This is a genomic window from Brevibacillus sp. AG, from assembly GCF_028369215.1.
Lineage (GTDB): Bacteria > Bacillota > Bacilli > Brevibacillales > Brevibacillaceae > Brevibacillus > Brevibacillus porteri.
The window spans coordinates 74,268-87,771 of sequence record NZ_JAQMYO010000008.1 but is presented as its reverse complement, the minus strand read 5'-3'; the positions used below and the strand labels follow the sequence as shown (position 1 = coordinate 87,771).

The window sequence follows — 13,504 nt, the reverse complement described above, 5'->3', positions numbered from 1 at the left end:
GAGTTCGTGGAAGAAGTCAAAGAACCGAAATCAGACATACCTATTCGGCTCAATATGTTGTTTGTGATTGTATTTTTGTTCTTCGCCGCCATTATTTTACGGCTAGCCTTTGTGCAGCTGGTGGAAGGCGAACAGTACAAGCATGAATTGGAAAAGTTCAGTATTCGTGAACTGCCGATTTCCGCTCCTCGTGGCCGTATCTTGGATAAAAATGGCGAGGTACTCGTTTCGAATAAGCCTGTGTACACCGTTCAATACGTTGAAGAACAAGGGCAGGACATTGATGAAGAGAAAGTCGCGGATCGTCTGGCAAAAATCCTCATCCCCGATGGCGGTAAAATTGGTACGGATAAGGAACTGTTAAAGAAGACGATTGAACTGAGGTCAACCTTGCCTGTTGCTTTCAATGCACAAGAAACAAACGATCTCAAGGCAAAGGTTGCGGCGAAGCTAAAAGCCGTTCCAAAAGTAGAGACTGTCGATCAGATGTCGGACTTTGAGCTGGTAAAGACTGCTGTGTATCTCGGGATGCGTGTTCGTTCTCCTTTTGATGACAAGGAGAGAGCAGACCTTCTTAAGAAACTGAATGCTGCCAAGCCGGGTACACCTGCTATTACGGAAGCGAATACTACGGATTTCGAACTGTTAAAAATGGCGATAAACGCTAATATGACCCTCACTCTTAAATTGGACAAGGAAGATCGTAATGACCTTGCAAAAAAAGTGAAGGATCAGATCGGAGTTTTGCCAACCCCCGGAGGCTTAGCAGAAAAGTCTGACATGGATTTGCTGCGCTATGCCTCGTTGTTCGACATGGATATCAAACTGCCGTTGACAGAGCAGCAACGCCAATTTCAGTGGCACAAGCTCTCGTTGCTGCAAGAGATGCGTTCACCGCAGATGGCTAGTTATATTCCGAGGCGTGTCAAGGTCAACATCACGGAGCAGGAAATGTTCCAGATCGAAGAACGACGCACCGAGCTGCCGGGAATTAGTGTGGAGTTGGAGCCTGTTCGCCAAATTTTCGAAGATCCGGATGGTACGGCATTTGGTACTCACTTTCTCGGGTACATCAATGCGATTCGTCCTGAGAGCTTGAAAGAATATCAGGCACAAGGCTACAACGCGATCGACCGTGTAGGTGTAACCGGTCTGGAGAGCTCCTATGAACGTTATTTGCGTGGCAAAAACGGGATTATGGAAGTGCACGTGAACAAAAATTCGGAGACGGTGGAGAAGAAGATGCGCCAAGCCCCTGAGCCAGGAAACGATCTCGTTTTGGCTATGGATTGGCGTTATCAAAGCAAGGTAGAGGCCATCTTGAAAGAAGAGTTTGAAGCATTCAAGAAGCGCCCAACTACGCCAAAAGAATTTAAGGATGCACACGTATTGGTGATGAATCCGAATACGGGCGAAATATTGGCGATGGCGAGTTATCCAGATTACAATTTGAATCTGTATTACGACCGCAAGAAATTCAACGAGAATTACGCCTCGCTTATTTTGCCGAACGAATCAAACCGATTCATTTATACGCCGTATCCACCTGCTTCTACCTACAAGCCATTGTCTGTCATGATTGCGCTTCAGGAGGGTTTGACTACACCGAACGAAGTCATCTATGACCGAGGCGGCTTGAATGTCGGTAACACGTATAAACGCAACTGGAAGGCAAGTGGTCATGGACCTGTTAACGCTCGTCGTGCCTTGCAGGTGTCGAACAATACGTATATGTATGAAATGGCGATTCGATTAGCAAGAAAAGGGAAAGAAGGCTGGGAGAAGCAGTTCTCTGTCTATGATTACTACAACGCCCAGTTTGGTCTTGGTGTGAAAACAGGTGTGGATCTGCCGAATGAACATACCGGTTGGGAAAACCAGAACCTTTACTACGGGAACTTGGCGGACGTGATGATTGGTCAATACGATCTGTTCACGCCGATGCAGTTGGGTCAATACGTATCGACCATTGCTAATGGAGGATATCGGGTACGCCCACATCTTGTAAAAGAAATTCGCAAAGGAACTACCGATCCGAAGAAACCAGGACAAACGCTCTCGGTTATTGAACCACAAGTGCTCAACCGGGTTGATATCGATCCGAAGCATATACAGGTGGTAAAAGAAGGGATGCGGCTGGTTACTCAGCCAGGTGGTACCGTTCAACGATTCAATGGGTTGCCTTTCACGGTTGCAGCCAAGTCTGGTACGGCACAAACGTCGCAGCCAGCGGAAAATGCACTGGTTGTCGGCTTTGCGCCTTATGAAAATCCTCAACTGGTTTTCGTCGTCATTGCGCCGAACAGTTTGAGAGACGGTACATCTAGTTCTGATGCGACTGGTCCGATCTCGCGTCGATTGCTCGAAGCTTACAATGAACTGAATCCAGGTGTCCTTACTGGTGGAGTTCCAAAGCCAAATCCAACGTCCGCGAAGTAAACACAATGGTTGTCCAGGGCAATCAAGCCCCAGAGAATAATGGAGTCAAGCTCTTGCAAAATGCCACCATCTGACCCAATTCGGCAATTTTTTCACGCAGAGCAGGAAAAATCTTTCTGCATGGCGAATGGTATCGGTCGAGGTGAAACCGGTGACGACTGTGAAAAGCAAGGTCACGATCAAAGGAACGAAAGAGGGTCTCGTCTTCTTTATGGATGATACCTGTTCCTTCGACGAACTGCTGGCCGATATGCGTGAAAAAATAGAGCATAGCCACCAACAGATTTTGTCTGGGCCACTCATTCGGGTATCTATAAAATTGGGAAAACGATACTGCTCACCCGAGCAACAAGAGCAGTTGACTCAAATTATTCGAACGAAGGGCAACCTGGTGATCCATACAATCGAATCTGATTTGATCACGCGGGAAGAAGCTATGGCTGAACGCCTGAAAACCCATTTTTCCATACAGGTAAATACGGTACGCTCTGGGCAAGTACTGGAGTTTGACGGTGATTTGCTCTTATTGGGAGATGTCAATCCCGGGGGGACGGTTCGCAGTACAGGAAGCATCTACGTGCTCGGTCATCTCAGAGGGTACGCGCACGCAGGTATTTCCGGTGACTCACAGGTAATTATTGCGGCTGCAGTCATGAGTCCTACCCAGTTGCGGATTGCAGATGTGATCAGCAAGCCGGGTGAGGAATGGACGAATAATTCCGGAGGCACAGAATTTGCCTATCTGGAAAATGAGATCATGCTGGTAGCGAAAATGAACTACTTGTCGCGAATCCGCCCTGATTTGGGTGAGAAAAAGCGTGAGGGTTGAGGGAAAGAGGAGGAACGGACGTGGGGATTGGAATTGTCGTAACTTCCGGTAAAGGCGGCGTGGGTAAGACGACCACTTCCGCCAATTTGGGAACGGCGCTCGCATTGTTGGGACAGAAAGTATGCATGGTAGATACCGATATTGGCTTGCGTAATTTGGATGTAGTCATGGGACTTGAGAACCGAATTATTTATGATCTGGTAGACGTTGCAGAAGGTGCATGCCGACTGCCGCAGGCTCTGATCAAAGACAAGCGGTTTGACAATCTGGCATTGCTCCCGGCTGCTCAGACCAAAGACAAATCAGCAGTAACTCCTGAGCAGATGGAGGAAATCATTACGCAACTGAAGCGGGAATATGATTATGTCATCATCGATTGTCCTGCGGGTATTGAGCAAGGCTTCCGCAATGCAGTGGCAGGGGCTGATCAAGCAATCGTCGTGACTACCCCTGAAAAAGCCGCTGTTCGTGATGCTGATAGGATTATTGGCCTATTAGAACGAGAAAAAATCGGAATGCCGAAGCTTGTCATTAATCGCGTTCGCTCCCATATGGTGAAAAATGGTGATATGCTGGATGTAGAAGACATTTTGGATTTGTTAGCCATTGACTTAATTGGTGTCGTGCCGGATGATGATCATATCATTAAATCCGCGAACCAAGGTGAGCCGGCTGTAATAAATCACGAATCGCGTGCTTCCATTGCGTATCGGAACGTGGCTCGTCGCCTTTTAGGTGAAGCTGTTCCATTGCAACCATTGGAAGAAAAAGCGGGCGTGTTTCATAAAATGCGTAAATTCTTTGGATTAAAATAGGTAATACTTGGCTCCCTTCTTTCTATAGAGGGGAGTCACGTTTTCTAGGAGGAAACGGATGGACCTGGAAAAACGTCATTTAAAAACAATTGACTGGACCATCATTTTGATTTTGGCAGGGCTGGGTATTTTCAGCTATTTGGGGATTTCCGGTTCTGCGGCAGGTGTAGATAAGGCGCATCAGCAGGTCCTTTGGTATGTCATCGGCTTTATTGTGCTAGGGGTGACATTGTTATTTGACTATCGTCTATTCCACAACATGGCCTATGTCTTATATGTACTCGGTCTGATTCTCTTGATCGGGGTATTTCAAACGAGGCCCATTAACAATACGACGAGCTGGTATGACCTTGGTCCTGTCTTGTTTCAGCCTTCTGAACCGATGAAGCTGTTCACAATCATAACGGTGGCGCGCTTCTTGTCTAAGAGGGCAAATGATCCAGATCGGTTTTACTATTTCTATAAGCTGATTCCGGTATTGGCCTTGGTTGGTGTACCATTGCTTTTGATTTTGATTCAGCCCGATTTGGGTACGGCCATGGTTTACACGGGGATGCTTGCCACGATGCTAATCGTTGGTGGTATACGGATGAAGCATGTATTGTACATGGGAGGATTGGTCGGCAGTTTCTTTGCCGCCATGACGTTGCTGCATGAATACAAGCAGGATATCTTTTTCAAGATTATCAAACCGTATCAGTGGGATCGAATCCTCTTTTGGATGAACCCGGATCTTGAACCGATGGGACGAGGATTCCAGCTCAAGCAAGCGTTGATTGCTATCGGCTCTGGGCAATTGTTCGGAAAAGGGATTGATACGCCGACCCAAGCGAGCTTTGGATGGGTGCCGGTAGGAGAGAGTGATTTTATCTTTACCGTCATTGCAGAAAAGCTGGGTTTTGTCGGAGCAGGCTTGCTGATGATTTTGTTTTTCGTCTTGATTTACCGAATGATCCGCATCGCGATGGAGGCAAAAGATCCGTTCGGCTCATACGTTGTCGCAGGTGTCGTAGGGATGCTTACCTTCCAGATCTTTGAGAACATCGGAATGACGATTCAGTTGATGCCGATTACGGGTATTCCGCTTCCGTTCATTAGCTACGGAGGGAGCTCGCTTGTAACCAACTTCCTGATCATTGGTGTGGTGCTCAATATTGGGATGCGTAAGGACAAGTTACGTTTTGATTAAGGAGTTGTTCAAAAAGTCTTCTGGTTCTCGCCACTTTCCGGTGATGAATAGAAGACTTTTTGTACACTCATGAAATGCGTGACAAATGCAAAAATTTATGCTAAAATCATCCTAAGTTAACCATTTTTACAAGTTATAGTGTTTGATTGATTGGTATGGAGTCGTACGTATTGTGAGTGACGTCACCAATTGTCAATCGCAATTCGTATGACTTTTTTTCCTTGACGCAAAAGGCTTATCTGTAAAAAAGAGGTTAACGCTACACTCTTTCGCCTCGTGAGGCGTAATGTTCAGGGAGGTTTTGTTTCATGCAACAAGGTATCGTAAAATGGTTTAACGCAGAAAAAGGATACGGCTTCATCCAAGTTGAGGGTGGCGACGACGTATTCGTACACTACAGCGCAATCCAGTCAGAAGGTTTCAAATCTCTTGACGAAGGTCAAAAGGTTGAGTTCGAAATCGTTCAAGGTAGCCGTGGACCACAAGCTGCTAGCGTAACTAAACTGTAAAATTGACAGATTCAAAGGCAGTCTCTCAATGGGGAGACTGTCTTTTTTGCGTGTTTCCACTCGATACACTAGGTCGTTGGAGAGGGGCGATGGTCGTCATAAAGCAGGTAGACAAGTCATAGGATGATACTAAAGGCTTGGCCTGCGGAGGGATGGACATGTTTGAAAGAGTAGATCGAGTAAAAGAAAGACGGAGAGAGCGTTTGGAAAGAATCCGAACGCAGTCACGAGACAGCTATACTCCCTACGTCGATGATTGGAAAGATCCCATCGAAGAATCGCCAGACCCATTCAGTTACTCGCCACGTGAGAAAGATATGATGGAACAGCCACCGTCCCATGAAAAGTGGGGCGTGCAAATTTTAGCATCTGTTTTATTGATTGGTGCTGCTTATATTTTGTTTCAAACAACGCTGATCCCTGCTTCTTGGAAAAGCTCCGCGAGGGAAGTCATGACACGGGACTTTAATTTTTCAGGAGTAGCGGACTGGTATGAAGCGAGACTTGGTCCGATTCCGACGATGCTTCCTTCGATACCTACCAATCCCCCTGCTGTGCCAGCCACGAGTACAACAAAGGATGCAAATGCTGTGTGGAAGCTCTCCAGTAGCTGGAAAGTCGTAAAATCCTATGATCCAGAGAGTGCAAATGTGATCCTGCATACGGGAATGAACGATCAAATCACGATTGGAGAAGCTGGCTGGATCGCGTTTGTCGGAGAAAAGCCTGATTATGGGACGACAGTGATTGTTCGTCTAACCAAAGGACGGGAGATATGGCTGGGCAATCTCGATAGCATAGGGGTGACGAAGGACGAGGTCCTTAAACCTGGTCAAGTCATCGGAACCGCACGGGTAATGGACCAGACATCTCGTCATCTGTATGTAGGGGCGAGAGTGAATGAGCAATTTGTTAATCCCCTGGAAGTGATACCATTTGAATAGGGGAGGCTGGCTTGACATTCGGTTTCGCATTCACCTGCTATTTTGGGCGGTGATCGGCTTGTCCGTGGTGACAGGCCATTTTTTGGAGGTCATTACCTTGTTTGTCATCGTGCTGATCCATGAATTGGGGCATGTAGCGATGGCGCGCGAGCTCGGATGGACCGTAAAAGAAGTGCAGCTTCTTCCTTTTGGCGGAGTAGCAACGATGGAAGACTCCTACGCCACGGACCCAATGGATGAGATTGTCGTGGCACTCGCCGGACCCTTCTTAAATATGGTGATGATGGCTGCTTCGTACTTGTTTTGGTTTATGGGAATATGGACGGAAGAGTGGGCCCGCTTTTTCTTGGTAAGCAATTTGACGATTGCGCTGTTTAACCTGTTGCCAATTTGGCCGTTGGATGGCGGGAGAATCTTGTTGGCCGTTCTATGCTGGTTTATGTCGTATAGGCAGGCGACGATGATATCGATGACGGGGAGTACGCTGTTTGCGGGGATCATGGTGGGGATGTCCAGCTTGGAGTTGAAGTACAACTTAGCAGTAATCGGGATTTATTTATTGGTATTGAACATTCAGGCATTTTTGCGGTTTCCTTATCAATTTTTTCGCTTTCTTGTAGAAAAATACGATCGGCAGCAAGAAGAAGCTGCCGTTCAAGCGATACGCGTGCATCCTGAGGAGACGGTACTGGCGGTCTCACACAAGCTGCGGCGGGGATACTCCCATCTTTTCTACGTGCAAGGTGCAGGTCTCTTGGCAGAGGAACAGCTATTGTATGCCCTTTTGTTTGAGCAAAAGCACGACGCCGCAGTTGGCAAGCTCCTTTAGTCTCTAGTCATATCAGCAGGAGAGGTCCATTCCATCAGCCAGCAATCACGCATGCTTCCTTCGTGCCATTCGTGCAGAGGAAGCTTTTTTACTTTTCGAAAGCCACATTTTTCATAGCAACGGAGGGCTCGTTCATTCCAGGCTTGCGGGTCAATCGCTACTTTTTGTACTCGTTTTTCCTTGTGGAGATAGTGGAGGATGGCTGTAACGAGCTGAGTGCCAATACCGCTATTCCAGTAAGCAGGCTCTCCGATGAACTGGTCCATGCCGTAGACAACGACGTCTTTTACGTACCCATACAGTTGTTTTTCCAGAGTATCAAGTGGATAAAATTGCGCATAGCCAATCGGTTTGTCCGTGTACAAGATGAGGCAGCGAGTTTCACTGTCGTCTTCCGGAAAAAAGCTTTGCTGCACGAGGGACTCGTCATGTGGCCGATCGCGACCTTCATAATAGGCCAAAACGCGCTCGTCAGAAAGCCATTTGACTAAGTGAACGGCATCATCGGGGGATAAGGCTCTTATTTTTAAATCACCTGCATGAATCATGGATGATCTCCTTTACCTTGACTTAGCAGCTATGTTAGATTACTTCCTATGAGCCCGGTTATCCTTCTTTTGGGCAACGTTTGCACGGGGAATAAGGAGTGAAAACAGTGAAGCAAGTAGCGATTAGTGCACAAGGTAGCAGCATCCGCATCGCATTCATGGAAAACGGGAAATTGCAGGAATGGCGTACAAAGGATGTGGGAGCACACGCAAGCGTTGGTGACATTTACCAGGGACGGATCGCGGATGTGAAGCCTGGCATCCAATCTGCCTTTGTTGATATTGGTACAGGCCAAAATGCTTATTTGTATGTAGATGACACAGTCGGTGTGCAGTCAGGTGGAGCAGCGAAACCAAGTATTGCGGAACGCGTTCATGTAGGGCAAAAGGTATTGGTTCAAGTGAGTAAAGAGGCGTTGGAAATGAAGGCGCCAAAAATCACGATGCAGATCAGCTTGCAGGGGCGTTATCTGGTATACCTTCCGACTGAAGAAAGCATTTCGCTTTCTCGTAAAATAACCGATGATACCAAACGAAAACGACTGCAACAGGTGATCTCTTCGACAGTAGCGCAAGGAGAAGGCTGTATTCTGCGCACGGAAGCGGCGGAAGCAGAAGAGCAGACACTCATAAGCGAGCTGGTCTATTTGCGCAATCGCTGGCAGGAAATGCTGCGAACAGCGGAGGGACTCCGTTCGACCGGACGGATTTTTCAGGATGCAGAGTTGATTGAGATGGCGCTCCGAGATGGCTTGGCAACTGGCATGGATGAGCTGTTGGTAGAAGGTGCGACGACTCATCAGCAGGTAAAAGCGGCGTTGGCAGCTTTTGCTCCAGAAGTACAAGAGAAGCTTCGCTGGTATCAGGGCAAACAGCCGCTCTTTGACTACTTGGGTATCGAGGCGGAGCTGATTCGTGCTCGTGATCGACATGTGCCGCTCAAGAGTGGAGGGTCCTTGGTCATCGACAGGACTGAAGCGATGACGGTCATTGATGTAAATACCGGTTCATTCACAGGTGGAGGAGGGCAACAGCGGGAGCAGGCAGTGACGGTGACCAATCTCGAGGCTGTAACTGAAATTGCCAGGCATCTGCGGTTGCGAGACATCGGTGGCATCGTGATCATTGATTTCATCGACATGAAAGAGCAGAGTAATAAGGAGCGAGTGATCTCGCGATTGAAACAAGAGCTGGCGAAGGACCCTGTGCCTTCGACTGTTCTCGGGATGACGTCGCTTGGATTAGTCGAGATGACGCGAAAAAGAGTGCGTGCGAGCCTGACGGAGCGGCTGACGGAGCCGTGTGAGGCATGCAAGGGCCGAGGGAGAGTTTGGCGAGTAGACGAGCTGTTCCGGCGCATGTACGCCGAAGTCACCGCATTGGCAAAGAGCCAAGATGCGGAGGCTGTTCTCGTGGACATGCCGCCAAGATTGTTGGACATGATAGAGGAGTGGGAAAAAGCAGAAGCAATCACATGGCCTGTCCATGTCTATAAGCAGCTTGTTCCTGCGATGAGCCCGGATGAGTTTCGAATTGGATACGTCGGAAATCGGGCAGAGGCGGAGCGTTTACAATCGAAATAACTTGACTGGGCTATTGTAGCTATGATAACCTAATGGTTGTCATGCAGATATGCCTCGTGCATACTGTAACCGCACGAATCAGGTAAATAAGCCGTCGCTCGTCGACGCACCTGTAAAGGCGAGTCTGAGTATAGGAGGTGCACACAGTGTACGCAATTATCGAAACCGGTGGAAAGCAATACAAAGTTGAAGAGGGAGCAGTTCTCTTCATCGAGAAATTGGCTGGCAACGAAGGAGACGTTGTTACTTTTGACAAAGTTCTCTTCGTAAGCAAAGACGGCAAAGTTACTGCAGGAGCTCCTACAGTAGCTGGTGCAACGGTAACTGGTAAAGTAGAAAAACACGGTAAATCTGCAAAGATTATCGTGTACAAATACAAAGCCAAGAAAAACTACCGTCGCAAGCAAGGTCACCGTCAACCATTCACTAAAGTTGTGATCGAAAAGATCAACGCTTAATTGGTGACTTGTTATGATTGAAGTGATCGTGAGCCGTGCGTCGCACGGTATCCATGAAATTAGTATTTCCGGACATGCCAATGCGGGTGCCTATGGGGCAGACATCGTTTGTTCTGCTGTATCAGGCATCAGCTTTGGTATATTAAACGCCATCCAACCTTTGACGGGCATCACTCCTGATGTCGCTGTCGCACAAGAAGGCGGTGGGTTCTTGAAGTGGAGCCTTTCTTCTTCGGATGATGAGACTGCACGAGAGAAACAACAGCTTTTGGCAGAGAGCATGGTTATTGCTCTTTTGTCGGTTGAGGCGAATTACGGCAAATACGTAAAAGTAAATGATCATAAATGGCAGGGAGGTGTCTGATATGAACATGCTGTTTAACTTGGACCTTCAGTTTTTCGCATCGAAAAAAGGGGTAGGTTCCACAAAGAACGGTCGCGATTCCATTTCCAAACGTCTGGGCGTGAAACGTGGCGACGGGCAATTCGTTACTGCTGGTAACATTCTCGTTCGTCAACGCGGAACAAAGATTTACCCAGGTGCGAACGTAATGAAAGGCGGAGACGACACTCTGTTTGCAACTGCAGATGGTGTGGTTCGTTTCAAGCGTCTGGGCCGTGATCGCAAACAAGTTGTGATCGAGCCAGTTGCTTCTGAAGCGTAAATATTTGTTAAGAAAAACCCAGCGATATAGCTGGGTTTTCTTTTTGTCCGGCTCTTTTTTATGGTACAATAGATGGGAAAGATATTCTTATCGACTTGGGTGAATGTGATGGGGGACGAGCGGAGGCTGTTTACGCATCAGACAGACCAACTGCTGACCGTTCTGAACAGGCAGCGGCATGACTGGTTGAACCACGTTCAGGTTCTGCTCGGCTATTTGCATTTGAACCGTACTGAACAAGGAGAGGCCCATTTGAAACGCATTGCACAGATGGCGATGCAGGAATCGATGGTTGCCCGATTGAATAGCTCCTTGTTGTCCGTCTTCTTCTTGACATTTAATGCACTGAACAATGAATTGCTTTTAGAAGTAGACGTGTGCAATCATGTGGATCTCACGCGAGTAGTTTTGAACGAGCAAGACTTGTTCCAGTTGGTGTCAGAGATATTATGCACAGTGAACGATCATGTAGATCAGAGCGGGTACGAAGCAGCCAGCATGCAGGTAAGCTTGCAAATGGATGAGCGTGGCGTTCATTTTCGTTTTGACCTGGCCGGTGTACTACGTGCATCCGGAATGGAAGAATTGGAAAAGCTGATACGTAAAAGCGAACAGAGTACGGTGGAGGTCACCGAGTGGATACATACGGAAGAAGAATGGGTCCTGAATTTGGTGATCCCATTCGCGGAATGAAAGAGGTGACACCATGTTTGTCGATCAGGTAAAAGTATATGTAAAAGGCGGGGACGGTGGTAACGGAGCCGTCTCCTTTCGCCGGGAGAAGTACGTACCGCTGGGTGGTCCAGCGGGTGGAGATGGCGGTCAAGGTGGAGATGTCGTGTTTGTCGTGGACGAAGGTCTGCGTACACTGGTAGATTTCCGCTATCAACGACATTTCAAAGCACCTCGCGGAGAGCATGGCCGCAACAAATCTCAGCACGGAGCTGGCGCGGAAGATATGGTCGTGCGCGTGCCACCGGGAACAACTGTCATTGATGATGATACTAAAGAAGTGATTGTCGATCTCGTGGAGCAGGGTCAGCGTGCTGTGATCGCAAAAGGCGGACGTGGTGGACGAGGCAATATTCGTTTTGCCAACTCTTCGAATCCAGCCCCACACATCTCGGAGAACGGAGAACCAGGTCAAGAGCGTTACATTGTCATGGAGCTCAAGCTGATTGCAGATGTGGGCTTGGTTGGCTATCCGAGTGTAGGAAAATCCACCTTGCTGTCTAGTGTAACAGCGGCGAAGCCAAAAATTGCGGCGTACCACTTTACGACGCTGACACCGAATCTGGGTGTTGTGGACTTGGGCGAGCAGAGCTTCGTAATGGCTGACTTGCCAGGATTGATTGAAGGCGCGCATGAAGGTGTGGGTCTTGGTCACCAATTCCTGCGTCACGTAGAGCGTACGCGCTTGATCGTTCATGTGATTGACATGGCAGCGGTAGATGGACGCGATCCATACGAGGATTATTTGCAGATCAACCGAGAGCTGACTATGTATAACCTGAAGCTCGAAGATCGTCCGCAAATTGTAGTCGCGAACAAAATGGAACTGCCAGAAGCAGTGGAAAACCTGCGTATTTTCAAGGAAAAGGTTCCAGATGTGAAGGTGTACGAGATCTCTGCTGCAACCCGTCAAGGCGTACAAGAATTGATGTATGCGATCGGGGATGCCTTGGCGACGATTCCGGACAAGCCTGCTGTTGAGGAAGTTGCGGAAGTGGAAGAGCGCGTGGTGTTCCGAGCAGAAAAAGAACCAGAGGAATTCGAGATTACGCGTGATAACGAAGTATTTGTTGTCAGCGGTGAAAAGATCGAGAAGCTCGTACGCATGACCAATCTGACCAGCTATGATGCAGCTCAGCGTTTTGCAAGACAAATGCGCTTTATGGGTGTAGATGATGCTCTGCGCAAGCTGGGAGCAAAAGACGGGGATACCGTTCGGATCGGCAAATTAGAGTTTGACTTTGTGGAGTGACAAAAACCATGATTGATGTCCCATCACTGAACCCATTTTTGGGGGATAAACGACTCCAACGCGGTGCGATGCTACCGCTAATCATCTCCAAGCAGGTGAAGACACCTGTCCAAGTTATGGTTGAACATGCAAAGGGCAGTTATCTCGTAGTTTCCTACGAGATGAAGCCTGAAACGAAAGCAGAGCTTCTCGGATCAACTGTACGCATTCGTTGGGAAACGGATGCGGCAGTGAATACCATTGATTTGGAAGTAGTTTCAGAGCAAACGCTTTGGCCGATCAAGCTTTTAGGGATGATTCCGATTAGTATAGGGGTAGAAATTACACAAAAGCGCAAGCAGGATCCCATCTCCCCAGATCTCGGTATTTCTGTCCCTTACAAGGTGATGGGAGCTAGACCGATCGAAGAAAAAGGCGAGGCAGTGTTGCTGAAATTTTCTCCTACCCGTCTTGTTTTGGGAACGGACGGTTATGTGTCGAAGGGCGATTTTCTCCACTTGTCTTTCAAGATACCGAAGCAAGCGCAGGAGATCGTCATGATGGCGAAAATCGTGGAAAAAACGTTCCAAGACAAACAATCGATCATTGAATTAATCTTTACGGATATCAATGAAAAGCACCATGAACTCATCAAAGATTACTATAAAAAGCTCTCAACTACCGCTTCTTCCTAAGGAAGCGGTTTTTTTCCTTTGATGTTCCTGTGAAGAAG

At 47.9% G+C, this 13,504-nt stretch carries 15 protein-coding genes and 1 other annotated feature; of the genes, 14 read left to right on the top strand and 1 reads right to left on the bottom strand.

All coding sequences use genetic code 11. The features are described 5' to 3' along the window. The first annotated feature begins 6 nt into the window (after positions 1–6). From POF51_RS21495 to POF51_RS21465, 7 genes are all read left to right on the top strand, one after another. A complete protein-coding gene (locus POF51_RS21495; protein ID WP_069850546.1) occupies positions 7–2,439 on the top strand; it encodes a peptidoglycan D,D-transpeptidase FtsI family protein in 2,433 nt (810 codons plus the stop codon). A 151-nt stretch (positions 2,440–2,590) separates the two neighbouring features. Next, a complete protein-coding gene (minC, locus tag POF51_RS21490; protein WP_026042972.1) occupies positions 2,591–3,268 on the top strand; it encodes a septum site-determining protein MinC in 678 nt (225 codons plus the stop codon). Between the two features lie 20 nt (positions 3,269–3,288). Continuing rightward, complete coding sequence (gene minD / locus POF51_RS21485) at positions 3,289–4,083, top strand: septum site-determining protein MinD (protein WP_017247540.1); 795 nt, start codon at positions 3,289–3,291, stop codon at positions 4,081–4,083. Between the two features lie 58 nt (positions 4,084–4,141). Further along, positions 4,142–5,272, top strand: a complete 1,131-nt coding sequence (gene rodA, locus POF51_RS21480) for a rod shape-determining protein RodA (RefSeq protein WP_017247541.1) — start codon at positions 4,142–4,144, stop codon at positions 5,270–5,272. Between the two features lie 308 nt (positions 5,273–5,580). Next, complete coding sequence (locus POF51_RS21475; RefSeq protein ID WP_005832370.1) at positions 5,581–5,781, top strand: cold-shock protein; 201 nt, start codon at positions 5,581–5,583, stop codon at positions 5,779–5,781. 158 nt (positions 5,782–5,939) lie between these two features. Continuing rightward, complete coding sequence (locus POF51_RS21470) at positions 5,940–6,725, top strand: M23 family metallopeptidase (RefSeq protein WP_069850544.1); 786 nt, start codon at positions 5,940–5,942, stop codon at positions 6,723–6,725. Then, positions 6,718–7,554: a M50 family metallopeptidase gene (locus POF51_RS21465; protein WP_069850542.1), complete on the top strand. Its 837-nt coding sequence runs from the start codon at positions 6,718–6,720 to the stop codon at positions 7,552–7,554. Before POF51_RS21470 ends, POF51_RS21465 begins: the two co-directional genes overlap by 8 nt. Here POF51_RS21465 and aac(6')-35 read toward each other — a convergent pair. After that, a complete protein-coding gene (aac(6')-35, locus tag POF51_RS21460; RefSeq protein ID WP_069850539.1) occupies positions 7,551–8,102 on the bottom strand; it encodes an aminoglycoside 6'-N-acetyltransferase AAC(6')-35 in 552 nt (183 codons plus the stop codon). The genes POF51_RS21465 and aac(6')-35 overlap by 4 nt on opposite strands. Before the next feature lie 107 nt (positions 8,103–8,209). Between aac(6')-35 and POF51_RS21455 the strand changes: the two genes are divergently transcribed. The 7 genes from POF51_RS21455 to POF51_RS21425 all read left to right on the top strand — a co-directional run bounded on the left by POF51_RS21455 (position 8,210) and on the right by POF51_RS21425 (position 13,466). Then, positions 8,210–9,685 (top strand): Rne/Rng family ribonuclease, encoded by a 1,476-nt coding sequence (locus tag POF51_RS21455; RefSeq protein WP_271756027.1) that lies wholly within the window; start codon positions 8,210–8,212, stop codon positions 9,683–9,685. 57 nt (positions 9,686–9,742) lie between these two features. After that, positions 9,743–9,821, top strand: a sequence feature (ribosomal protein L21 leader region). A 10-nt stretch (positions 9,822–9,831) separates the two neighbouring features. After that, complete coding sequence (rplU, locus tag POF51_RS21450; protein ID WP_016739197.1) at positions 9,832–10,143, top strand: 50S ribosomal protein L21; 312 nt, start codon at positions 9,832–9,834, stop codon at positions 10,141–10,143. Between the two features lie 13 nt (positions 10,144–10,156). Further along, entirely contained in the window at positions 10,157–10,507 is a 351-nt protein-coding gene (locus POF51_RS21445) for a ribosomal-processing cysteine protease Prp (RefSeq protein WP_069850533.1), read from the top strand. 7 nt (positions 10,508–10,514) lie between these two features. After that, on the top strand, positions 10,515–10,808 hold the full coding sequence (gene rpmA, locus POF51_RS21440; RefSeq protein ID WP_005832382.1) for a 50S ribosomal protein L27: 294 nt from the start codon (positions 10,515–10,517) through the stop codon (positions 10,806–10,808). A 108-nt stretch (positions 10,809–10,916) separates the two neighbouring features. Next, positions 10,917–11,501 carry a Spo0B C-terminal domain-containing protein gene (locus POF51_RS21435; protein ID WP_017247547.1) on the top strand — a complete coding sequence of 195 codons (585 nt, stop codon included), beginning with the start codon at positions 10,917–10,919 and terminating at the stop codon, positions 11,499–11,501. Between the two features lie 13 nt (positions 11,502–11,514). After that, the gene (obgE, locus tag POF51_RS21430) at positions 11,515–12,792 is read left to right on the top strand and encodes a GTPase ObgE (protein ID WP_069850531.1); all 1,278 of its coding nucleotides are present in this window, start codon (positions 11,515–11,517) and stop codon (positions 12,790–12,792) included. A gap of 8 nt (positions 12,793–12,800) precedes the next feature. Next, the gene (locus tag POF51_RS21425; RefSeq protein ID WP_069850529.1) at positions 12,801–13,466 is read left to right on the top strand and encodes a hypothetical protein; all 666 of its coding nucleotides are present in this window, start codon (positions 12,801–12,803) and stop codon (positions 13,464–13,466) included. The last annotated feature ends 38 nt before the right edge of the window (positions 13,467–13,504 follow it).

What these genes read in the sequence shown, in the direction of transcription:
- rodA (WP_017247541.1), top strand. Translation starts at nt 4,142, where the DNA reads ATGGACCTGGAAAAACGTCATTTAAAAACAATTGACTGGACCATCATT.
- POF51_RS21475 (WP_005832370.1), top strand. Translation starts at nt 5,581, where the DNA reads ATGCAACAAGGTATCGTAAAATGGTTTAACGCAGAAAAAGGATACGGC.
- POF51_RS21470 (WP_069850544.1), top strand. Translation starts at nt 5,940, where the DNA reads ATGTTTGAAAGAGTAGATCGAGTAAAAGAAAGACGGAGAGAGCGTTTG.
- POF51_RS21445 (WP_069850533.1), top strand. Translation starts at nt 10,157, where the DNA reads ATGATTGAAGTGATCGTGAGCCGTGCGTCGCACGGTATCCATGAAATT.
- rpmA (WP_005832382.1), top strand. Translation starts at nt 10,515, where the DNA reads ATGCTGTTTAACTTGGACCTTCAGTTTTTCGCATCGAAAAAAGGGGTA.
- POF51_RS21435 (WP_017247547.1), top strand. Translation starts at nt 10,917, where the DNA reads ATGGGGGACGAGCGGAGGCTGTTTACGCATCAGACAGACCAACTGCTG.
- obgE (WP_069850531.1), top strand. Translation starts at nt 11,515, where the DNA reads ATGTTTGTCGATCAGGTAAAAGTATATGTAAAAGGCGGGGACGGTGGT.
- POF51_RS21425 (WP_069850529.1), top strand. Translation starts at nt 12,801, where the DNA reads ATGATTGATGTCCCATCACTGAACCCATTTTTGGGGGATAAACGACTC.